Origin of the sequence: Pseudomonas sp. NBRC 111127 (assembly GCF_001320345.1) — a bacterium.
Lineage (GTDB): Bacteria > Pseudomonadota > Gammaproteobacteria > Pseudomonadales > Pseudomonadaceae > Aquipseudomonas > Aquipseudomonas juntendi.
Window position 1 is genome coordinate 1 of the sequence record NZ_BCBD01000089.1, and the last position, 22,468, is coordinate 22,468.

Below are 22,468 nucleotides of genomic sequence, written 5' to 3' on the forward strand. Positions count from 1 at the left end.
AGGCGCATGACAAAGGTGGCACCTTCGACCTGGTGACCGAAGCCGAAGATGGCATTGGCGTGCTCTGGCGTGAAACAAGCCGCATGCTGGTACGTGGGCTGAAGCTGGATGGCCAGGCCGGCGGGCGGGCCGACGACGAACCGCCTGCCTTGCCCGAGGCCACCCGCTGGTATGCCGACAGTGACATCGGCCGGTGTTATGCCAAGGTGTGCGGGGACTACAACCCTATCCACCTGAGTGCGGTGAGTGCACGGTTGTTCGGCTTTCCCACGGCCATTGCCCATGGCATGTGGACAAAGGCCATGGCACTGGCCGCATTGCGCGGGCACCTGCCGCACAGCGGCTATGCCTTCGAGGTGGCTTTCCGCAAGCCGGTCAGGTTGCCCTCCGAAGTGGTGCTCAGTGCCAGCGAGGCGGGGCCTGCAGGAGTGCTGCGGCTGGATGGGCATGGGGGCATACTGCATATGCTCGGCCGCTGGGATCAGCTCTAGGGCTCATTGCCGGGACCTGGGGGCGCTACGCGGCGGCCCCTTGCTTTGCATCGGGCCAGGGCAGAAGCTATGCAGCATTTGGAGACCCCCGATGAACCTGCAAGAGCTTACCCAACGCCTGCACCAGATCCGTGACAACAACGACTGGCGTGGCTTTCACAGCCCAAAGAATCTGGCCATGGCCGCCAGCGTCGAAATGGCCGAGCTGGTCGAGATTTTCCAGTGGCTGAGCGAAGACGAATCGCGCCAACTGCCTGCCGACAAATTGGCCCACGCCGGGCAGGAAGTCGGTGACGTGGTGCTCTACCTGCTGCTGTTATGCAGTGAGCTGGGCCTGGACATGGACCAGGTGGTGCGGGCCAAGCTGGCCGACAGCGAGAGGCGTTTCGCTCGATGAACGACCGTCATTTCGATGAACTGGCCACCCGCTTCGCGGAAAAGATCTACGGCGGCGCCAAGGGCGCGATCCGCCTGGCCGTCTTGCAGGCCGACCTGGCCGAGGCGCTGCCTGATCGTCCGTTGCGTGTTCTGGATATCGGCGCCGGCCTGGGTCACATGGCCTTGTGGCTGGCCGAACGTGGCCACCAGGTGACCCTCGCAGAACCGGCTGCACCCATGCTTGACGGCGCCCAGGCCCGTTTTGCCGAAGCCGGCCAGACGGCCACCTTCGTCCAGGCCCCCTGGCAAGACCTGCTCGGCCAATTGAACGAGCCCTACGACCTGGTGCTGTGCCACGCTGTGCTGGAATGGCTGGCCGAACCCGAGAGCATCCTGCCCGTGCTGCACCAGCTCACCGCCACGGGTGGCTGGTTGTCGCTGGCGTTCTACAACCGCGACGCCCTGGTCTACCGCAACTTGCTCAAAGGCCATTTCCGCAAGCTGCGCAGCAACCGCCTGGAAGGTGAAAAGCAGAGCCTGACCCCTCAGAAACCGCTTGATCCACGCGAGCTCAAGGCGCACCTTGAACCCTTGTGGCAGGTGCAAAGTGAAAGCGGTGTGCGGGTGTTCCACGACTACATGCCCAAGGAGTTCCAGGCCAAGGCTGAACTGCTCGACCTGCTGGAGATGGAGCTGGCGTACCGCCGCCACCCTGGGTTCGCCGGGCTCGGGCGCTACCTGCACTGGGTCTGCCGCCCTCGCTGAGCGGCCTGCCGGGAGGAATACATGCCATACCGTCTGTTGTACCTGGCCCTGCTGCCGCTGGCCCTGGCTGGCTGCCAGAGCCCCAATCCGTATGTTGCCAGCAGCCGGCCGTTGCCCCCGGCGCCGGCACAGGCGGCCGCTACCTTCGACGCCAGTGCCTACCCGGCACCGGCACGCGATTACGGGCGCTACCGCAGCTGGAGCTGGCGTAATGGCCGGTTGCCCAGTGGCTCGGCGGGGGCCGACCCGGCGCCCCTGGCCGATGCCGTTGGTGGTGCCCTCGACCAGCATGGCCTGCGCCCGGCGCGGGGCGGCCCCGGCGACTTGCTGGTAAGCGCCGACATGCGCCTGGAGAGGCGCTTGCGGCAAGTGCGCGATTACGACACCTATGACCCTTACCCCTACGGCAGCGTGGGCTATGGCGGTTACCGCCATGACTACGGGGGCTATGCCAGCGTGCCAGTGGTGCGGACCTACGAGGTGCAGGTGATGGTGGTGCGCATCGACCTCTACGACGCCCGTACCGGCCAACCGGTATGGAGCGCCAGCGCCGAAAGCGGCAGCGACAAGGACTCGCCACGCGAACGCGAAAACGCCGTGCGCGATGCTGTGCACAAGGCGCTCAGCGGCTATCCTCCCAGTTAATAGCCAACGGAGAACCACCATGTTGCGCCGTCTCGTTCTACTGTCATTCGCGCTGGTATTGTCAGCCTGCTCGAGCACTAACGTTCAGCAGGATTTCGATGCCAGCCGCGACTTTGCCGCCTACCGCAGCTGGGCATGGCAGGAGCCAGGTTTGCAGTACCGCCCGGATGACCCTCGCATCAAGAGCGACCTGACCGAGCAGCGCATCCGTACGGCAGTGGCCGAGCAGCTCGACCAGCGCGGCCTGCGCCCGGTGCAGGGCGGCGCGCGGCCAGACCTGACCGTACGCACCTACCTGATCGTCGAGCAGCGCCAGCAACAGATCACCACCAATTACGACGGGGGCTGGGGTGGTTATTGGGGCGGGTACTGGGGTGGCCCCATGTATAACGAAACCCGCAGCGTCGATTACAAGGTGGCCACCATTCAGGTCGACCTTTTCGATGGCCGTGACGGCAAGCTGGTCTGGCGCGGCAGTGCCGAGCAGATCATGAACAACTACCCACCGGGCCCTGAAGAGCGTAACAGCGCCATTCAAAACACCGTGGCCAAAGTGCTGGGCAATTACCCGCCGGGTAGCCGGAAATAACCTTCAAAAGCAGCCAGGGGCTCAAGCGCAGCCCCGGTGACAGCTACGACAAAATCCGTTCCGACCACGCCTTTTTCGGTTGCAAGGCCTACTCGTGCGCACGTTCCGGTCTATCTTCAGTCAAGGAAACCTGACTGACCGGGTAGAAGTGTTCAACTTTTAGGAAGGGCGACCTGCCAATGCAAAGCATTGTTCTGCTGCTGTGGCTTGCCTTGTGCTCCGAACAGGATGTGCGTCAACGCCAGATCTCCAACCTGCTCACCCTGGGTGTGGCCAGCTGTGCCCTGCTCTGGCTGTTCGCCACTGGCCATAGCTGGATGGGGGCCGATGCCAGCGATGCCGGATGGGCGCTGGCCATCGTCATGCTGTTGACCCTGCCCGGCTATATGTACGGCCACTTCGGCGCCGATGATGTCAAGCTGATGGGCGCCCTGGCCTTGGCCAGCGGCACGCAATACGTGCTTGGCACGTTCATTGGCGCTGGGGTCAGCGTGCTGGTCTGGCTGCTGGCCCGTCGGCGTCTATGGCTGCTGCTCAACCCCAAGATCAAGAAGCGCCTGCAAGCCCTGACCGAGGAAATGGGCGACAAGCAGGCGTTCGTCCCCTATGTGCTCACCGGCTTTCTGCTGACAGCCGTATGGATCCAATAGCGATGCCTGTGGTCGGACAATGTGTACAGGGTTTGTACAGAATCGCCGTGTGCGACTACTTTTTACATTGCCAGAGCGTCTGGCCCGGGAGCAGGGCCGTATACGAACAGGGAGTTGATCGTGTCCAGACCAGTGAGTGAAGTGAAGGTATTGGTGGTCGACGACCAACCGGTCATTGTCGAGCAGCTATGTGAATACCTTGAAACCGCGGGTTACACCTGCGTACCCGCCTATTCCACCGACGAAGCCATTGAGCGGTATACGTCGGACCCTGCAGTCGGCCTCATCATCTGCGACCTCGAAATGCCCGAACGGGACGGCATCGAGCTGGTGCGCGCCTTGAAGGAGATCGACGGCAGCCAACGCATGTTCGAGGCCATCATGCTGACCGGCCGGGGGGAAAAACAGGACGTGATCCGCGCCCTGCGCGCAGGTTTTGCCGACTATTACCAGAAACCCATGGACCTTGAGGAACTGCTCGAAGGTGTTCGCCAGCAGGAGCAGGCCTTGCTCGAGCGCCAGCGCAACCTCCGCAACCTGGGCGGCTTGAACCAGCGTTTGCAAGAGTTGGCCGAGTCTGTGGACGAGCTTTATCAGGAGCTGGAGAAAGCCCGCGGCCAAGGCGCCCATCGGCGTGCCACGGATGCTGAAGAAAGCGAGAGCGAGCTACCCGCAGCGTTCGAGAAACTGTCGCCCCGCCAGTTGGAGGTCGCGCGGCTGGTGAGCAAGGGCAAGACCAATTACCAGATTGCCTGTGAACTGGGGATCACCGAGAACACCGTCAAACTGTACGTGTCGCAGGTGCTGCGGTTGACACATATGCATAACCGTACCCAATTGGCGCTGGCGCTGACGCCCAGCTCATCGCCAGTGCATCAACGCTTCACTACCCACTGACCGGCGGCCTGCTGTACCCGGGGCGTATTACCGCCCCAAATTGCCGTCGGGCACCTACTCACTGACCTGAAACGCCACCCGGGCAGTCGCACCGCTTTCATCCAGGGCGCTGAGTTCGGCCTGGCCAACCTGGGGCAAACGCAGCAGCAGGCTGTCCTGCCCCTGGGTCTCCCCCAGCGGCTGGCCATTGAGGAACCACCAACGCCGGCCGCCGCCCCCCAGGGCCGAAACATGCAACTGCAAAGGCTCGCTGCTGGTGGCCGGCCGGCGCAGATTGTCGCCCGGGCGCACCCCCACGATCGACAGCGGTGGTGCGCTGGCCGGTACCTGTGGCGGGCAGTTTGGGTCGATGGCCGGCAACCGTGCGGCACGCCGCTCCATCCGCGGTAGCCAGGGCTCCAGCGGTGCCGGCCACAGGGCAATATCGCGGGCCGTGGCGCCTGGGCAACTCCCATCCACACGCAAGCCATGCGGGTTGACCCACACCGTCTCGCGCAAGCCCAGGCCCAGCGGCTGGTCGGCGGCCTGCAAGGTTGGCGGCGTGGTGCCGTCCAAGGTCCAGGCAAACCGCTGGCGCCGGCAGTTACTGTCCTGCCTGGCCATGGGCTGGCCAAGCGGCCAACAGATCGCGGCCACGCCGACACTGGCGGGCACCGGCAAGACTGGCACGCTGATACCCCGCTGGCTGTCGCGATTGCTCAACAGGTCGTGCACCTGCAACATCAGGGGGGCGGCCGACGCCAGGCCGAACTGCCCTGCTACCGGCGTACCGTCTGGGCGACCGATCCACACACCAATCAGGTAGCGCGGGCCCACGCCGATCGACCAGGCATCGCGAAAGCCATAGCTGGTGCCGGTCTTCCAGGCCAGTTGCGGGCGCTGCACCAGTTCGGCATGCGGGTCGCGGTCGGGGCGTGCCTGGCCGCTGAGAATACGCCGCACGATCCACGCTGCACCCGGCGACAACAGACGCCGCTCGAGCAGCGGGTCCTGCGGCTGCAGGCGTACCTGCGCGCTGTTGCCGCCCCGGGCAAACGCGGCGTAGCCGCCAACCAGGTCTTCCAGGCGGCTGCCGGCGCCGCCCAGGATCAGCGACAGGTTGGGCTCTGCCAAAGGCGGCAGTGCCAGTGGCATACCCGCCATACGCAGTTGCGCGGCAAAGCGCTTGGGGCCGTAGGCTTCCAGCAGCTGCACTGCCGGCAGGTTCAGCGACAACGCCAACGCCGAGCTGGCCGACACCGGGCCGCTGAAACCCATGGAGAAATTGCCGGGCCGGTAGTCGCCGTAGCGTCGCGGTACATCCTGCAGCAGCGATTCGGAATGGATCAGGCCGTCGTCCAATGCCATGCCGTACAGGAAAGGCTTGAGCGTAGAGCCGGGCGAGCGCAGCGAACGCACCATGTCGACATGGCCAAAGCGGCGCTCGTCGGCCAGGTCGATCGACCCCAGGTAGGCACGCACGGCCATGGTCTGTGCTTCGACCACCAGAATGGCGGCAGAGGTGCGCTCTGGCAGCCGTGCGCGCCAGCCCAGCAGCAAGTCTTCGAGGCGCCGTTGCAAGGCGGCATCGAGCGTGGTGCGGATCAGCGGTGGGCTATTGGCGCTGTTCAAACGCCGCGCCAGCAATGGCGCCAGCGCTGGCTCTTGCCGTGGGGCCAGGACCAGCGGTTCTTCGGCAGCTTCACGAATTTGCCGTGCCGGCCACACCTGATACTCCGCCAGGCGTTGCAGTACCTTGTCGCGTGCGCGCTGTGCCCGCTCGGGGTGGCGGTCGGGGCGCAGGCGGCTGGGTGCCTGCGGCAACACCGCCAGCAACGCGGCTTCGGCCGGGGTCAGGTGCCGCGGCGACTTGCCCAGGTAGGCCCAACTGGCTGCGGCCACCCCCTGCAAGGTACCGCCGAACGGCGCGCGGTTCAGGTAGATTTGCAGGATCTCGCGCTTGGACAGGTGCCATTCCAGTTGCAACGTGCGCCACAGCTGGCGCAGTTTGCCAGCCAGGGTGCGGTCGTGCGGGTCGAGCAGGCGGGCCACCTGCATCGACAGCGTGCTGCCGCCCGACACCACTCGCCCACCGCGCAGGTTCAGCCAGGCAGCACGGGCCAGCGCCAGCGGGTTGACCCCGGGGTGGTGATAGAACCAGCGGTCTTCGTAGGTCAACAACGCCTGCAGATACAGCGGTGAAACCTCATCAGGGCTGACCGGGTAACGCCACACGCCATCAGTATCGGCAAACCGCCATAACGGGGTGCCATCCTCGGCCAGCACTACCCGCGCCAGGTCGTCACCCGGCATGGGCAGGGGCCAGATGCGGTCTGCCAGCCACAACAGGCCAGCCAGCAACAGCAGGCCGAGCAGCACGGCGCGCAACAACCTGCCCGCACGGCTGCGTGGCCGCGCTAAGCTTGGCATCGGGAACTGACCTGGCCAGGTAATGGCCAAAGGCTTTGGGACGGCAAACTCGCCGGCTCGTTCATCAGGAAGCAACTATGCATGTAGAAGGTTTTTTCGAGTGGCTGGGCCAGGCACTGGGATCGTTGATTCGCTTCATCGTCGACGCATTGAGCGGGCTGTTCAACCTGCTGGCCAATGCCGGTGGCAATTTCATCGACGGCCTGGCGCGCACCTTGGGCATGGACACCTCGCTGGTCAGCATCCTGGCCCTGATCGTCGGCCTGATGCTGCTGTACTCGGCCATCCGCGCATTCATGCGTGCGTCGATCATCCTTGGGATCATCTGGCTGGTGCTGGGGTTGTGGGTAATGAGCTGGGTGATCCACTGAGCCATCCCGGGGGCCGCCCGGGAAGCCGCACGGCGGCCCGATCGCCAGCAAGCCGGCTGCCACGGTGACCGCAGCGGCATCAAAGCCAGGTGCAGCACCTGGCTTGCCAGCATGAGGCCGGTAACAGCAGCACAAGCCTAGCGGGCTTTTACCGTCATCTCGCCTTGCCCATCACCCACCGCCTGCAGGTTCGGCCGATACATCGACTCAACCTGCGGCGGCGGTACGCGGTAGGTGCCCGGGGTCACCGCCCGCGCCAGGTACAACAGGTGCGTGGTGCCATAACCGTCGAGCTTGAGCGCCGCCACGTAGCGGTCGTCACGGTACTCCTGATGCACCACGCTGGCGTTCTGCATCGATTCGCGCCATTCCTTCACCGCACTGCTGGCGTTGTCCAGGCTGGCGGCACTTTGCGCCAGGTTCTGGTTCTCCAGCTCCAGGCCAGCCGGCAGCAGGTCCACTACCAGCGCATCGGGCACGCGGTCCTGGGCCTTGAGCGCCAGGTGCACCAGGACCAGATCGCCACTGCGCAGGTTGTGCAGGTCCAGTGGCTGGCCATTCATGCCCAGGTATTCGCGGCGGATCTGCATGCCGTTACCGCCGGCGGCAGGCGCCTGGCGCGGGTAGCCAGACAATGTCAGTTGCTGGTAGAGCGTCGCGCTGCCTTCATTCTGCACGCTCAGCGGCGAGGCCAGCAGCGGGCCATCCAGCTTCATGCCAGACTCGGCGTTGTTCAATTCGCGTACTTCGCCGGCACTGTCCAGGCGCGCCTGCCACTGGCCCTCGGGCTTGCCCAGCAGGCCACGGCCGGCGAGGAACAAGGCATTACGCTCCTGGGTCGACAGCCAGCGGTTGGCCGCCAGTTCATCCGACAGGGCAAACAGACGCTGGTCGACCTGGTTGGTGGCCAGGTTGCTTTCCTGCAGCAGCGCCAGGATCAGCGCCTGATCACGCAGCGGGCTGCCATAGTCAGCCATCCACCCCTTGCTGCGGCTGATGCCAAGCCCGGCTTGCAGGGCTTGCTGGGCACGCGGTTTGTCGCCCATCTTGTCCAGTGCCACCGCCAGCTGCACCAGCGGCAGCCCAGAGCGGGCATCGGCCCGGCGCTCGAACAAACCGCGCAACGCGCCCAGCGGCGCTTGCTGGCTGCGCGCGAGCACCAGCGCGGCATAGGCCTGCACGGCGAAGCGGGTATGTTCGGCGTTTTCGCTGTAGTCGACCTCGATCAAGTTGCGCTCCTGCAGGTAGCGCAGCAGGCGCTCGCTGGCCTTCTTCAGCGCTTCGGCCGGTACCCCATAACCTTGGTCGCGGGCCCGCAGGAGGAAGTCGGTGACATAGGCGGTCAGCCAGTATTCCTCCTCGCTGTCCGAACTCCACAAGCCAAAGCTGCCGTTGTAGCGCTGCATGCCCAGCAGGTGCTCGATGCCCATCTCGATCTTGCGCTTGCGCACATCTGCCGGCTCACCCTTGATGCCCAGGCGTTTGAGGCTTTGGGCATCGGCATACAGCGACGGGTAAAGGCCGCTGGTGGTCTGCTCCAGGCAACCGTACGGGTACGCCTCCAGCGCGCGGATCTGCTCGGCCAGGTTGAGCGGTGGCCGGCTCGACAAGGCCAGGCTGGCCTCCAGGCCCGCCGGTTCGAAGGCGGCCAGGTCTGCTTCGGGCAGCGTCCATGGCTGGTCCTTCAAGGCCACGCGGTAGTGCTTGAGCATCGCCGGGTAGGCCGGGCGCACGCCCAGCGCCCACTCGCGCTCGAAGGCGGTGCTTGGCTCGTTGGGCAGTTGCAACCCGGTGACACGCACCCGGACCTTGCCCTGCCCCAGGCCGCCCTGGGCCTGCACTGGAATCAGCAGCGTCGAGCGCTGGCCTTCGGCCAGGGCCACGGTATGCAAGGCATTGGCGGCCAGGCTCAGTTGCCCTTCGCTGCTGACTTCAACCTGCAACTGCTGGGCCCGGCCCGACAAGTTGGCCAAGTCCAGGGCCAGGTTGGTGCGGTCGCCGCCGGCGAGGAAACGCGGTGCCGACAGCTCGGCGATCAGCGGCGCAGCGACTACCGTCTTGCCTTCGGCCATGCCGAAGTGGTCGTCGGTCCAGGCTTGGGCCATCAGGCGCAGTTCACCATTGAAGTCGGGGATATCGACCGTTACCTGGCCCTGGCCGTTGTCATCCAGGGTAACCGGCACGCTTTGCTGGGCGACGATGGTCACCGTGGTGTTGGGGCGCTTGCCCCCCTTGGCCATGGCCGCGTCACCGCCGAATGCCAGGCTGGCCAGGCGGCCTTGCCCGGCCTCGATCAACTGGCCGTAGATGTCCAGTTGGTCGGCACCGTAGGCCTTGCGCCCGAACAGGCTGGCGAACGGGTCGGGGGTCTTGAAGTCGGTGATATTGAGGATACCTACGTCCACTGCCGACACCAGCACATGCACTTGCCGCGGCACACTGCCGTCGGCGTTGGCGGCCTTCACGTTCACCGTCAGCGGCTGTTTGGGGCGCATTTTCTCGGGGGCTTGCAGGCTCACCGCCAGCTTGCGGCCGGCACGGTCCAGCGGCAGGTGCAGCACACCGACCGAACGCTTGGGCGTGGCATTGGCCTTGCGCTCACCAGGGCGGATTACCAGCGCACTGATGTACAGGTCATGGCGGGCCCAGGCCTTGTCCAGTTGCACGTCGAACGTCTTGCCCTCGGCGGGCACGTCGATTTCCTGCCACCACAGCGGGCCGTCACTGGACTCGATCATCAGGTAACCGCTGCCCGCAGCCGGCGGGGTCACGGTGACTTTGGCCGTGGCGCCATCAGCATAGGCCGGCTTGTCCAGCGCCAGTTTGACCTGGTCGGGGCGTACGGCACCGCCTTCGGCGTTGTCCTGGGCACGGTAACCGGCCCAGAAGCGCTCGCTGGACACCAAGCCGGTCTGCGGGTCTTCCACCTCGACCCGGTAAGGGCCCCATTCCACCTGGAAGCTCAGCTTGGCCGTGGAGCCGGCCTTGACGCTGACCGTCTCTTCGCTCTGGGTCAGGAACTTCTCGTTGTAGGCATAGCTCCAGCCATCGCTTTGCGAGTAGTTCCAGTAGTAATCACGGCGCTCACGCACCAGGCGCACCTTGAGGTCGTTGGCCGCCAGCTTGTTGCCGTCGTGGTCGGCCACCAGTACCTCGAACTCCACCGGCCCGTCGCTATCGGTTTCCTCACCGTCAAACAGGCCGCGCAAGCCTGGCAGGCGCTCGCCCGGCCAGATCGGCTGTTCCAGGCGCCGGGTGATCGGCCGGCCGCCGGACTCCTGCAAGCTGGCCTGCACGGTCAGCTGCAACGGCGAGCGGGCCTCTGCCCAGCGGCTTTCGATATCGACCACGGCCTTGCCCGCCTGGTCGAGGGTGACTTCATCCAGCTCCAGGTCCTGGTTCAGTTCGGTTTCGGTGACCGAGCCGAACTGGTAACCCGGCAACGCCGGCACCGCCTCGCGCAAGGGGCGCACGTAGGCTTGGCCACTCAGGCGGTTGCCGGCCGCCGGAGCGCCGTACAGGTAACGGCCAGTGACCTGGATGCGCGCGTTTTCATCCGGTGACAGTGGCTGGCTGCTGCCCTTGAGCTCCAGCGCAAGGCGCTCGGGCAGGAAGTCTTCAACCAGGAATTCGTAGACCTGCTGGCGCCCACCGCCGAGGTCGAGCAACAGCTGCCAGCGACCGGTGGGGGCCTCGCTGGCCAGCTGCAACTGGTACTGGAACAGGCCATTGGCATCGGCCTCCCAGACGAACTTGCGGCTGACCTGTTCATCCGGGCGGCGCACTTCCACATTCACCGGTTGGGCCTTGACGGGCTTGCCGTCCTGGTCACGCAGCAGGCCGTTGAGCAGCACCGTTTCGCCTGGGCGATACAGGTCGCGCGGGCCGAAGATGAACAACTGCAAGGGGTTGGCCTGGGGCCCGGTGATGTCGAACTCGGCGAGGTCCAGCGCGGCCGTGTTCAAGCGCAGCAGCGTGGTGTGCACACCCTGGGTGGCGATCAGGGTGTCGGCCTTGGGCGTGATCGGCAACTGGGCGTGGCCCTTGCCATCGGTGGCGGCCTGGGCCAGCAGCTTGCCCTTGTCGTCATGGATTTCCAGGTTGACGCCGCTCATGGCCTTGCCGCCTTCCAATGCCTGGGCGAATACGTCCAGGCGGTCACGGTAGCGGTGCGCGGAAACCCCAATGTCGCTGAGGGTGAACAGGGTGGCCGGCTGCGAGTAATCGTAGGTGCCGGAGGCACGCATCACCGCCAGGTACACGCCAGGCGCCTGCAGTGGCTTGATGCCAGCGATGGGCAGCAGCACGGTCTCGCGCGTGTTGCGTGCCGGGTTCAGGTCGAAGCGGCCGCTGTAGACCAGTTCGGCCATGTCCAGGGTTTCCTTGGACTGGTAGTAGTACAGGCTGCTGTTGCGCCCCCAGCTGGCCAGGAAGTTCGAGAGCATCTCCGGCTTGACCCGGAAGAACTCGACATCGACCTTGTCGACGTTCAGGGCGATCACCGGCAGGCCCTCTGCCAGGCGTGTGGGCAGCAGCGAACCGCGGCTGGCGAAGCCGATGGTCGGCTGCATGTCGCGGGTTTCCAGGCGGGTCACCGACTCACTGGCCAGTTGCTCGCCGTTCACCGCCAGCAGGCCTTTGTCCACGGTCAGCACCAGCTTGCGCTGGGGTTCGAGGTGGCGCAGGCGCAGCTCCATCTGGTTGTCGGAGAGCTCCCAGGCGCCATCGAGCTTGCCTTTGACGGTATCGACCAGGTGCACTTTGGTGGCGAAGTCCTGCTTGGCATCCAGCGGGGCAGAGAAGCTGATCGACAGCGTCGCGGCGCCGTCGAGCTGCACTTCGGAAACGTCGAGCACAGCCAGCTCGCGGCCTGCATAGCGCTTGGCGAGCACGGCAGGGTCTTCGCGTTTGGCAGCGGGGGCCTCGGCGGGCGCGGTGGCTGCCGGCTTCTCGGCCGGCGCCGGTTTGTCCGGCGTGGAAGAGTCACAGGCACTGAGCAAGGCCAGCGCGCAGGCCAGCAACAATCCTTTGTTGAACATGGAGTAGGAACTCTTTGGCAGCGGGTACTTGAGGGCCGCAATTATAGCTGGCCGGAATCATGTTCGCGCGGTTTGCTTGCCTGGCCGTTACACTGTGCCCATTCAGAATAGCCCACAAAGGCCTGCGTACGCCGATCAATGTGGGAGCGGCCTTGTGTCGCGATTGGGCTGCGCAGCAGCCCCAGATTCCCAAGGACCGCAATGACTGCACTGACCGCCGACTGGCGCCACCGCCCCACCCACCACAAGGTCTGGGCGCTGGCCGCGCCGATGATCCTGTCCAACATCTCCGTGCCCTTGGTAGCCCTGGTCGACAGCACCGTCATCGGCCACCTGCCCCACGCCCACCAGTTGGGCGCAGTGGCCGTGGGCGCCACGTTGTTCACGTTCATGGTCGGCCTCATGGGCTTCCTGCGCATGGGGTCCACTGGTTTCGCCGCCCAGGCCGCCGGGCGGCGCGACGGCGCGGCGTTGCGCCAGGTGCTGGTTCAAGGGCTGCTGCTGGCGGTCGGCTTTGCCCTGTTGCTTGGCCTGCTGGCCATTCCCTTCAGCCAGTTGGCACTGCATGCGATGCAACCCAGCGACGCGTTGCAGCAAGCCACCGAAGACTTCTTCCACACCCGCCTGCTCGGGCTGCCTGCGGCGCTGGCCAGCTATGCCCTGGTCGGCTGGTTCCTTGGCACGCAGAACGCCCGCGCGCCGCTGGCGATCCTGCTGACGACCAACGTGCTGAACATCGCGCTGAACCTGTGGTTCGTACTGGGCCTGGACTGGGGTGTGCTGGGTTCAGCGCGGGCCTCGGTGATTGCCGAGTGGAGTGCCGCCCTGCTTGGCCTGGCCCTGACCCGCCCGGCGCTGCGCGCCTACCCAGGGCAGGTCGCATGGGCAGCACTGAAGCACTGGCAGGCCTGGCGACCGTTGCTGGCCGTGAACCGCGACATTTTCCTGCGCAGCCTGGCGCTGCAGTTGGTGTTCCTGCTGATCACCCTGCAAGGCGCACGCCTGGGCGAGGCGACCGTAGCGGCCAATGCATTGCTGCTCAATGGCCTGCTGCTGACCGCCTATGCGCTGGATGGGCTGGCGCATGCGGTGGAGGCACTGTGCGGCCACGCCATCGGTGCCGGTGATCGCCTCACCTTGCGCCGCTCGCTGGTGGTGGCCTGTGGTTGGTCACTGATCACCAGTCTCGGGTTTGCCGGGATGTTCCTGCTGGGTGGGCACCTGTTCATCGATCTGCAGACCGACATCGACAGCGTCCGCGCAGCGGCTTACCCGTACTTGCCTTACCTGGCGTTGCTGCCATTGATTGCGGTGTGGAGCTACTTGCTGGACGGTTTGTTCATAGGCGCCACCCGCGCGCGGGAGATGCGCAATGCGATGCTGGTTTCGGTGCTGATTGCGCTGCCGGTGGCGGTGGCCATGAGCGGGTTTGGCAACCATGGTTTGTGGTTGGCGTTTCTCGGGTTCATGGGGTTGCGGGCGGTGACGTTGGGGTGGGTGGGGTGGCGGTTGCAGCACAGAGACGAGTGGATTCGATAATGCCGGCGATCGCGGCCTGGTTTCCCGGTTCCCTGTGGGAGCGGCCTTGCGTCGCGAAATGAGGGCAAAGCCCTCACCTGCGACCTCACAGCCAAACACAATCCCAATGGGGGTACTCACCAGCGCGCCGCACCAGGCCAGCCCGAATGGGGTTGGCGATGATATAGCGGGCAACCGCTCGCACATCCTCCTCGCGTCGGAGCGCCCGATCATGAAAGCCGGTTTGCCAGATATGCCGTCTTTGAGCACCGACCTTGAACAGGGCACAGCTGCTTCTGGACTTGAACTCGCACATCAGCCTACCCAGGCTCGACGGCCCCAACTCGATAAGCCAGTGAAGGTGGTCCGGCATCAACACCCAAGCCAGCGACCGACACACCCTGCTCTCTTCGCTGAGCCGCAGGTGCTGGATAACCGTTCTGGCGTATCGGAAGTCTTTGAACAATGGCGTTCGATTTCGAGTCGTGGTGGTGAGCAGATAGAGGCGCCCGGGCTCGGACACTCGGCCACTGCGTAAACGATGGGAGCTTGGACCTTCCATGTCGTCCTCCTTTGAACATTGCTATCAAAGGTAGCGGCGCTGGTGCGGCGGGCGAGGACAGGATTTTTACCGGGTATGACGCCGGTGAGGGCTGCGCCCTCAAATCGCGACGCAAGGCCGCTCCCACAAAAACACGCAATCCATGCCGTTTTTGCGGGGCGGCCCTGGCATTTACGACGACAGGTACGACGACCGGGTCAAACCAAGCCGCAAGGCATCCAGATACTGCGTGCGCTCACGGGCCGTGATCTTGGCGCTGGCAACCTTGTCGCGGTAGTGGGTCATCAACTCTTCGGGCGACAGGTGCACGTAGCGCAGCATGTCCTCGATGGTGTCGTGGGTCTCGATGCCGGCGTGGTACACGCTGCCATCGGCGTTCTGGTAGATGTTCACCGAGTCGGTGTCACCAAACAGGTTGTGCATGTCACCCAGAATTTCCTGGTACGCACCGACCAGGAACACGCCCAACAGGTAATCCTCGCCCTCCTGCACCGCATGCACCGGCATGCTGGTCTCGATGCTCTGCTCGTCGACGTACTGGTTGATCTTGCCGTCGGAGTCGCAGGTCAGGTCCTGCAATACCGCACGCCGCAGGGGTTCTTCGTCCAGGCGGTGCAGCGGGATGATCGGCAGTACCTGGCCAATGGCCCAGGTGTCCGGCAGGCTCTGGAACACCGAGAAGTTGCAGATGTACTTGTCGGCAAGCTTGTCGTTCAGTTCGTCCAGTACCTGACGGTGCGAACGCTGGCGCGCCTTCAACGAGTTGTGCAGACGGCGGCAGACCGCAAAGTAGCACTGCTCGGCCAGGGCCTTCTCGCTCAGGGTGAGCTTGCCATCGGCATACTGCGCAGCCACGTCACCCATGTAGTGGGTGGCACGCCAGTAGGTTTCGGTCACCATCTCGATGTCGGTCGGGCCAAGCAGGTCGACCAGCCACTGCACGGTCTCGGGCAAGGCTTCCTTGTTCTCGATGGTCGGAACCTGGTCGTTGTGCTTCTCGACGTCGGTCACCTGGATCACCAGCATGGCGTGGTGCGCGGTCAGCGAACGGCCGCTCTCGGAGAAGATGTGCGGGTGCGGCAGGCCCTGCGCATCGCAGAACTCCTTGAGCATGCCCACCACCACGCCGGCGTAGTCGTCCATGTCGTAGTTGATCGAACTGGCATTGCGCGAGTGGGTACCGTCGTAATCGACACCCAGGCCGCCACCCACATCGATGTGGTCCACCGGCAGGCCCAGCGCACGCAACTCACCGTAGTAACGGATGGCTTCCTTGAAGCCGTGCTGGTAGTCGGCCAGGTTGGCGATCTGCGACCCCATGTGGAAGTGCAGCAGGCGGATACCCTGGTCCAACCCGGCATCGCGGAAACGCTGGACAACAGACAGCAACTGCGCGGCCGACAACCCGAACTTGGACTTTTCACCCCCGGTGTCGGCCCACTTGCTCGAAGCCAGCGAAGACAGGCGTACGCGCAGACCAACCTGGGGTTTGACCTTGAGCTCGGCGGCCTCTTCGATCACCAGGGCCACTTCCGACTCTTTCTCGATGACGATGAACACATTGTGGCCGAGCTTCTGGCCCATCAGCGCCAGGCGGATGAATTCACGGTCCTTGTAGCCGTTGCAGACAATGGTGCCGCCTTTGGGCGCCAGCGCCAGCACCGCCAGCAGTTCGGGCTTGGAGCCGGCCTCCAGGCCGATCGACACGTTCTGCGTGGCGATGATGTTCTCCACCACCGCTTCCTGCTGGTTGACCTTGATCGGGTACAGCGCGGTGTACTGGCTCTGGTACTCCAGGCGCGCGATATTGGCGTCGAAAGCGCCGGTCAGCTGGCGAACGCGGTCCTGCAGAATGTCGGGGAAGCGCACCAGCAAGGGCAACGACAAGCCGCTCTGGCGCAGTTCGTCGACCTGTTCGAACAGGTCGATCGGCGCGCTGTTCGGGCCGTTGGGGCGCACTTCGACGCGCCCGGCCTCATTGATGGCGAAATAACCAGCGCCCCAATGGCGGATGCCATAAACACTGCGGCTGTCGGCCACGGTCCATTGGCTACCATCGTCTTTGCGTGTGCGTCGTACGGACATTCAAGTCCCCTATAGATAAGTCGAAGACACTGCCCTGCATGCTGGCGGGCGCAGTGTAAAAGCCGAAAATGACGATTCGTCCGTGCCCCAGGGTAGACCCTGGCCACGGCAACGAGTTTAGAAAGCACTGGGCAAAAATGCGCGCCGGCTCAGCCGCCGGACTTTTTCGCCTTGAAGCCCTGCTTGATCAGCTCGGCGATCAGCAGCTCGACATGGTCGCCCTGGATTTCGATGACCCCATCCTTCAACGCGCCACCGGTACCGCAACGGCGCTTCAGGGTGGTGGCCAGCTCCTTGAGCTGATCGGGCGGCAACGGCACACCGGTAACGGTGGTCACGGTCTTGCCGCCGCGGCCTTTGCTTTCACGGCGCACACGGGCAATGCCATCGCCTTCGGGGATGACCTGCTGCTTGCAGGTACAGGCATCCACCGGTTGGCCACAGTCGGGGCAATGCCGACCGGCGTCGGTGGAGTAAACGAGACCGCCAAGGGCGGCGAAGGAAGAAGCTTTCTTGGCCACTTTTGTTCCTCGGTGCAGAGGACAAAAACTGGTCGTACCTTGGGGATGAGGCCGACCGCGAAGCCCCACTCTGGCAGGGGCGGCGCTACTGCTGCAAGACATGCGGCAGCCCGAAAAGGGCGCGCAGTGTAACGATAAATGCGGCGATTGCTAAGTACAGGATTGCGGCATTTTGCGAATGTTTTGCGACTACCCGGGAACTGGGGCTGCTTTGCAGCCCTGTCGCGACGCAAGGCCGTTCCCACAAGGTCCTGCATACGCCGATCGATGTGGGAGCGGCCTTGCGTCGCGAAAGGACCGCAAAGCGGTCCCCACGTCATCCCAGGCTGGCTTTGTAGCGCTGCAACGCCGCCAGCGAATCCGGGCAATACGGCTTCATCAGGCTTTCTTCCTCGGCCTGCGCCAGGCCAATGAACCGCGCCTCGATCACCTCTTCCGGCTGCAACCGCAGCGGCGCATCCGACACCGCCGAATACACCGCACACCACAAACGGTTATCGGGCTGGTCAAAGTAGAACCGCTCATGAAACCGCAGCGCCGCGCCTTCAATGCCCAGCTCCTCGGCCAGTTCACGCGCCGCCGACTCGGCATACCCTTCGCCGGCCGTGACCATGCCACCCGCCGCCACATCCCAGTACCCTGGGTACAGCGCCTTGCTCAAGGTACGCCGGTGCACACATAACTCACCAGCACTGTTGAACAGCAGAATGAACGTGCAGCGGCCGATCAGGCCGCGCTCACGCAGCTCGGCGCGGGGCAAGGCGCCCAGCACCTGGTCGGCTTCGTCGACCCAGGTGACCAGTTCACGGTCGGAAGCCGCCCGGTGGGCGGCCTCGTTGGCGCTGATGGCCATGCTCAACCCTGCGACAGCAACTGGCGCAGGTCGATGACCGCCGCGTTGGCCCGGGAAATGTAGTTGGCCATGACCAGCGAGTGGTTGGCCCACATGCCGAAGCCGCTGCCGTTGAGCACCATCGGGCTCCACAGCGGCTCTTGCGAGGCTTCCAGCTCACGAATGATCTGCCGCACGCTGACCGTGGCATTCTTTTTCGCCAGTACATCGGCAAAGTCGACCTCGATGGCACGCAGCAAGTGCGACAGCGCCCAGGCCTGGCCACGGGCCTCGTAGAACACGTTGTCGATCTGCAGCCATGGGGTTTCCACCAGCTCTTCGTCCACTTGCGGCGCCTGGCCGGCAACCACCGACTCGGTCTTCAGCGTGGTGTTGAGCTTGACCCGGCCAACGCTGGCCGACAGGCGCTGCGACAGCGAACCCAGGCGGGTGGCGACGTCACCCAGCCAGTTGTTCAGGTTGTCGGCACGGGTATAGAAGATCGCGCCCTTGTCGCCAGCAGCCAGACGGGTCTGGTAGCGCGACAGCGACTTGATGCCCTCTTCGAACTCCGACTCGCTCGAGGGCAGGATCCAGCTCTTGTTGTCGAAGTTGAAGCGCGGCTCGGCCTTGGCCAGGTCGGCGTCTTCGGTAGATTGCGACTGCGAACGGGCGAAGTCCTTGCGCAAGGCGCGGGACAGGTCGCGCACCTGCACCAGCACGCCGTACTCCCAGCTCGGCATGTTGTCCATCCACAGCCCAGGCGGGAAGCGGTCGTTGGAAATGTAACCGCCCGGCTTGTTCAGCAGGGTGCCGGCCACGGTCTTGAGGGTTTCCACGGTGGTGTAGCCAATCACCATCTGCTGGCCATTGCGCTCGGCAGCAGCCTGGGCATTCTGCTGCACCGGGAACAGCGCAGGTTCCTGGCTCCAGTACCAGCCCAGGCCGATGCACACCAGCAGATACAACCCGATCAGGGTTCCCAGGGCTCGGCTCCAAAGGCCGCCAAGGTAGCTACGGGCGGCAGCGCCGCGGCCGTCGACACGCTCACGGGGCTCGGCTTTGGCCTCGCGGTTTTTCCAATCCAGCATGGCTTTGTCCTTAATCAGTCACGACGGTTCAGGGGCTTTGACCACAGGCCTGCGCCAGGGTGCCACGGCAAGCCCGCGTGGCAGCACTATAAAGCAGACACCGCCTTACGCATAAGCGACCAATCGGTCGGTAACTGAATATTCGTTCAGAACGCAATGTTGATGCAGGGCACTCATGCGAGGGAAAAGAACTGCTAGCATAGAGCCATCATTGCCCCTGCATATCCCAACCTACAAGTAGCCAGGTCATGAGCCAAGCCGTCGAGCCAAGCCCGCTGTGCCCCGACCCGCAACTGTCGCGTAGCGGCCTGCGCAAGGACGACTCCCTTGACGAGGTGCTGGTGCCCCTGCGCAAGCCGGTGTACATCCTGTTGCAGGACCACGAGCGGGCCCTGCGCCTGGCCCAGCAACTGGAATTCTTCGGGCTGCTGGTGCAGGCGCTGCCCAACGCTGCCGCGTTTCTGGCTTCGGTCGGCGAATACCCGCCTGCGGCCATCATCATGGATGTCGACTTCACCGGCAGCGGCCAGGGCCTGCTCCTGGCCGCCCAGGTACAACACGGCCTGGCGCAGAGCATTCCGCTGCTGTTCTTCAGCCACCACGAAGCTGACACACCGACGCGCCTGGCTGCCGTGCGCGCCGGTGGGCAGGACTTTCTGACCGGCAGCCTGGAGGCATCCAGCCTGCTGGAAAAGGTCGAATTGCTGACCAACGCCGGCCCGCACGACCCATTGCGAGTGCTGATCATCGACGATTCACGCACCCAGGCACTGCACACCGAACGGGTGCTGGCCAGCGCCGGCATGGTGACCCGCAGCCTGACCGACCCGATCCGCACCATGGCCGAGCTGGCCGACTTTCAGCCCGACCTGATCATTCTCGACCTGTACATGCCGGCTTGCACCGGCCCGGAACTGGCCAAGGTGATCCGCCACAGTGACCGCTATGTGAGCGTGCCGATCATCTACCTGTCCGCCGAAGACGACCTGGACAAGCAACTGGACGCCATGAGCGAAGGCGGCGATGACTTCCTGACCAAGCCGTTTCGCTCGCGCCACCTGATCACCACCGTGCGCAACCGTGCGGCCCGCGCGCGGCACCTGAAGGCACGCATGGTGCGTGACAGCCTGACCGGGCTGTACAACCACACCCATATTCTGCAATTGCTTGAGGACTGCAGCTTCCGCGCCCGCCGTGAGCAGCAGCCGTTGAGTTTCGCCATGCTCGACATCGACCACTTCAAGAAGATCAACGACCGCCACGGCCACCCCATGGGGGACCGGGTAATCAAGAGCCTGGCGCTGTTCCTCAAGCAGCGCCTGCGCAAGAGCGACTTCATTGGCCGTTACGGCGGCGAGGAATTCGCCATCGTCATGCCCAATACCGCGTTGGAGGCGGCCTACAAAGTGCTAGACGAGATTCGTCGGCGCTTTGCCGAGATCATCTACCCGGCGCAGCCGCAGGATCTGCAGTGCACCTTCAGTGCCGGGGTGGTGCAGATGGATGAGGGGCTGGACGCGTTGACCATGGCCAGCGCGGCGGATGAAGCCCTGTACCGCGCCAAGCATGCCGGGCGTAACTGTGTAGTAAGGGTAGAGCGCTGAAACGGCCCTGCCTGCGAGGAATCAGTAGCGCCATCAGATAGGGGCACTCTGCCACTTTTTTTCTGACGCCAAGCCCTCGGCGTCATCATCCGGTCACACAATCGCCATAACTTCAGCCGCCTACCCCCACTCCCCTCCGCAGGAAGTTCGCGGCTATGCGCCTGAAGTGGCTGACCAATTTCAATACGCTGTTGCTGGTGACTGTGTGTTTCACCCTGGCCGCTACCCTGTGGTGGTCGCAACGGGCGCTGGAACGGCCCTATCAGCTGATGGAGCGCTACCTGGGCCTGTCCCAGCAGTTTCAGCAGCAGGTGGCGGGCAATATCCACGCCTACCTGGGCAGCGGGGATGCCCTGCGCCATGCCGCCGCCACGCAGGCCATCCAGCAACTGCAGGGCGCCCTGGCCGACTGGCCCGCCGAACTGGCGGCCAACCTGCGCCCCAGCCTGGCCAGCCTGCAGGCCTTCACCGGCAACGAACTGCTGGCGGCCGGCAAGCTGGCTGGCGACCCGCAAGCGCTGCTGTTGCAGGCCGAACGGGAATTGGGGGCCAATTTCGAGCAACTGGCCGGCTACGCCCGCGACAGCGGCACTGCCGAGGCCGACCGCTATTTGCTCCCGCTGCTCGACGCCAGCGTGCACCTGGGCCGGCTGGCACTGGCCCGCGACAAGCTGGTCAGCAGCGGCCGCCCGGAGCTGGCTGACGAAGTGGAGCGTGAGTTGCAACTGATCCGCAGCCAGGCACAGGCCATTGATGCCCTGCCTTTGCTCGGTGTCACCCGCGCTGCTGCCTCTGGTGCCGACGACTTCGCCGCCATGATGGGCCTGCAAACCCAGGCCAGCGCCCGGCAGGAAGACATCGCCGTGGGCCTGAAGCGTGAGCTGCAAAACCTGCTGGGCCGCTACCCGGCCGAATTGCAGCGCACGCGCGGACAGATCGAGCGCCGTGCCGCCCTGGCTGCCAGCACCGGCCAGCGCCTGGAAGCCGTACAGCAGGCCATCGCCGCGCTGGAACCGCAAGTGCGCGCCCAACATGGCCAAATTGCCGGCGAGGTGCGCATCATCCAGGGTTTGATGATCGCCCTGATCCTGTTCATCGCCCTGTTGATTGATACCCTGCAGCGGCGCCTGGCGCGCACCCTGACCGGCCTGGCCCCGGCGCTATCGTGCTGGGCCGAGGGCGACTTCGCCCAGGTGATCGCCCTGGGCAAGACCAACCGCGAACTGCATGACATTCAGGCATCGCTCAACCGCCTGCGCCAGTACCTGGTCGAACTGGTGGGCACCATTCGCCACAACGCCGAACAAGTCGCCGGCAGCAGCCATGCCCTGGCCGGCATGAGCGCCGCGCTGCACGATGGCGCCCACCGCCAGGCCGGCGATACCGGGCAGATCCGCGACGCCTTGGGCGAGCTGGAAGCCACCATTCAGCAAGTGGCCGGCGACGCCAGCGCTGCCGCCCACGCCAGCCGCGATGCCGGGCGTGCCGTGGAACAGGGCCAGGCGGTGATTGGCCAGAGCCTGTCGGGCTTGCGGGAACTGGTCGATGAGGTACAGGGCAATGCGCGCATGATCGAGCAACTGGCCGAAGAATCGGCCACCATCGGCGGCGTACTGACGGTGATACGCTCGATTGCGGAACAGACCAACCTGCTGGCGCTGAACGCCGCCATCGAAGCGGCCCGGGCTGGCGAGATGGGCCGCGGCTTTGCCGTAGTGGCTGACGAGGTGCGTTCGCTGGCGCAGCGCACCACCGGGGCTACTGGCGAAATCCAGGCACTGATCGACCGCTTGCAGCAGGCGGCGCGGGAGTCGGTGGCCGGCATGCGCACCCAGCTCGAACACGCCGAAACCACCGCCAACCAGGCCCAGGCCGCCGATGGCGCGCTGGATGAGATCGTCAGCGCGATCCGCACGATCGCCGATACGGCGGTACGCATTGCCGACGTCACCGCGCAACAGACTGGCGCGGTGAGTGAGATTCGTGATCATAGCGAGCGGATTCATGCGTTGGGTGAAGAC

18 protein-coding genes are annotated in these 22,468 nt (G+C 64.7%); 11 read left to right on the plus strand and 7 right to left on the minus strand.

Going from position 1 to position 22,468, the window contains the following annotated elements; all coding sequences use genetic code 11:
* The 7 genes from APH30_RS16630 to APH30_RS16660 form a co-directional block, all read left to right on the plus strand.
* Window positions 1-491, plus strand: a 491-nt coding sequence (locus tag APH30_RS16630) for a MaoC/PaaZ C-terminal domain-containing protein (RefSeq protein ID WP_256222053.1), incomplete at its 5' end; no start/stop codon positions are given.
* Between the two features lie 91 nt (window positions 492-582).
* A complete protein-coding gene (locus tag APH30_RS16635; RefSeq protein WP_009685784.1) occupies window positions 583-888 on the plus strand; it encodes a MazG-like family protein in 306 nt (101 codons plus the stop codon).
* A complete protein-coding gene (locus APH30_RS16640; protein ID WP_054913167.1) occupies window positions 885-1,634 on the plus strand; it encodes a methyltransferase domain-containing protein in 750 nt (249 codons plus the stop codon). Before APH30_RS16635 ends, APH30_RS16640 begins: the two co-directional genes overlap by 4 nt.
* A 21-nt stretch (window positions 1,635-1,655) precedes the next feature.
* The gene (locus APH30_RS16645; RefSeq protein WP_054913168.1) at window positions 1,656-2,279 is read left to right on the plus strand and encodes a DUF4136 domain-containing protein; all 624 of its coding nucleotides are present in this window, start codon (window positions 1,656-1,658) and stop codon (window positions 2,277-2,279) included.
* 19 nt (window positions 2,280-2,298) lie between these two features.
* Window positions 2,299-2,868 carry a DUF4136 domain-containing protein gene (locus APH30_RS16650; protein ID WP_054913169.1) on the plus strand — a complete coding sequence of 190 codons (570 nt, stop codon included), beginning with the start codon at window positions 2,299-2,301 and terminating at the stop codon, window positions 2,866-2,868.
* A gap of 179 nt (window positions 2,869-3,047) precedes the next feature.
* Window positions 3,048-3,518 (plus strand): prepilin peptidase, encoded by a 471-nt coding sequence (locus APH30_RS16655; protein ID WP_009685779.1) that lies wholly within the window; start codon window positions 3,048-3,050, stop codon window positions 3,516-3,518.
* A 120-nt stretch (window positions 3,519-3,638) separates the two neighbouring features.
* Window positions 3,639-4,415, plus strand: coding sequence for a response regulator transcription factor (locus tag APH30_RS16660; protein ID WP_029885903.1), 777 nt, complete (start codon window positions 3,639-3,641; stop codon window positions 4,413-4,415).
* 54 nt (window positions 4,416-4,469) lie between these two features.
* Here APH30_RS16660 and pbpC read toward each other — a convergent pair whose 3' ends face one another.
* On the minus strand, window positions 4,470-6,824 hold the full coding sequence (gene pbpC, locus APH30_RS16665; protein ID WP_054913170.1) for a peptidoglycan glycosyltransferase PbpC: 2,355 nt from the start codon (window positions 6,822-6,824) through the stop codon (window positions 4,470-4,472).
* Window positions 6,825-6,901: 77 nt separating this feature from the next.
* Between pbpC and APH30_RS16670 the strand changes: the two genes are divergently transcribed.
* Window positions 6,902-7,195 carry a hypothetical protein gene (locus APH30_RS16670; protein WP_054913171.1) on the plus strand — a complete coding sequence of 98 codons (294 nt, stop codon included), beginning with the start codon at window positions 6,902-6,904 and terminating at the stop codon, window positions 7,193-7,195.
* A gap of 137 nt (window positions 7,196-7,332) precedes the next feature.
* On the opposite strand, the gene APH30_RS16675 is transcribed toward APH30_RS16670, so the two are convergent.
* A complete protein-coding gene (locus APH30_RS16675; RefSeq protein WP_054913172.1) occupies window positions 7,333-12,234 on the minus strand; it encodes an alpha-2-macroglobulin in 4,902 nt (1,633 codons plus the stop codon).
* A gap of 201 nt (window positions 12,235-12,435) precedes the next feature.
* On the opposite strand from APH30_RS16675, the gene APH30_RS16680 reads away from it, so the two are divergent.
* Window positions 12,436-13,773: an MATE family efflux transporter gene (locus APH30_RS16680; RefSeq protein WP_054913173.1), complete on the plus strand. Its 1,338-nt coding sequence runs from the start codon at window positions 12,436-12,438 to the stop codon at window positions 13,771-13,773.
* Between the two features lie 85 nt (window positions 13,774-13,858).
* On the opposite strand, the gene APH30_RS16685 is transcribed toward APH30_RS16680, so the two are convergent.
* The 5 genes from APH30_RS16685 to APH30_RS16705 all read right to left on the minus strand — a co-directional run bounded on the left by APH30_RS16685 (window position 13,859) and on the right by APH30_RS16705 (window position 18,843).
* Entirely contained in the window at window positions 13,859-14,314 is a 456-nt protein-coding gene (locus APH30_RS16685) for a transposase (protein ID WP_054913174.1), read from the minus strand.
* A 171-nt stretch (window positions 14,315-14,485) separates the two neighbouring features.
* Window positions 14,486-16,399, minus strand: a complete 1,914-nt coding sequence (gene speA, locus APH30_RS16690; RefSeq protein WP_029885908.1) for an arginine decarboxylase — start codon at window positions 16,397-16,399, stop codon at window positions 14,486-14,488.
* Between the two features lie 149 nt (window positions 16,400-16,548).
* Window positions 16,549-16,920 (minus strand): translation initiation factor Sui1, encoded by a 372-nt coding sequence (locus APH30_RS16695; protein WP_009685768.1) that lies wholly within the window; start codon window positions 16,918-16,920, stop codon window positions 16,549-16,551.
* 316 nt (window positions 16,921-17,236) lie between these two features.
* The gene (locus APH30_RS16700) at window positions 17,237-17,773 is read right to left on the minus strand and encodes an NUDIX hydrolase (protein WP_009685767.1); all 537 of its coding nucleotides are present in this window, start codon (window positions 17,771-17,773) and stop codon (window positions 17,237-17,239) included.
* A 2-nt stretch (window positions 17,774-17,775) separates the two neighbouring features.
* A complete protein-coding gene (locus tag APH30_RS16705; protein ID WP_009685766.1) occupies window positions 17,776-18,843 on the minus strand; it encodes a DUF2333 family protein in 1,068 nt (355 codons plus the stop codon).
* A 248-nt stretch (window positions 18,844-19,091) separates the two neighbouring features.
* On the opposite strand from APH30_RS16705, the gene APH30_RS16710 reads away from it, so the two are divergent.
* Together APH30_RS16710 and APH30_RS29990 are read left to right on the plus strand one after the other, a co-directional pair.
* Complete coding sequence (locus APH30_RS16710) at window positions 19,092-20,447, plus strand: diguanylate cyclase (protein ID WP_054913175.1); 1,356 nt, start codon at window positions 19,092-19,094, stop codon at window positions 20,445-20,447.
* 1,337 nt (window positions 20,448-21,784) lie between these two features.
* The coding region (locus APH30_RS29990) for a methyl-accepting chemotaxis protein (protein ID WP_371262871.1) at window positions 21,785-22,468 on the plus strand (684 nt) is incomplete at its 3' end.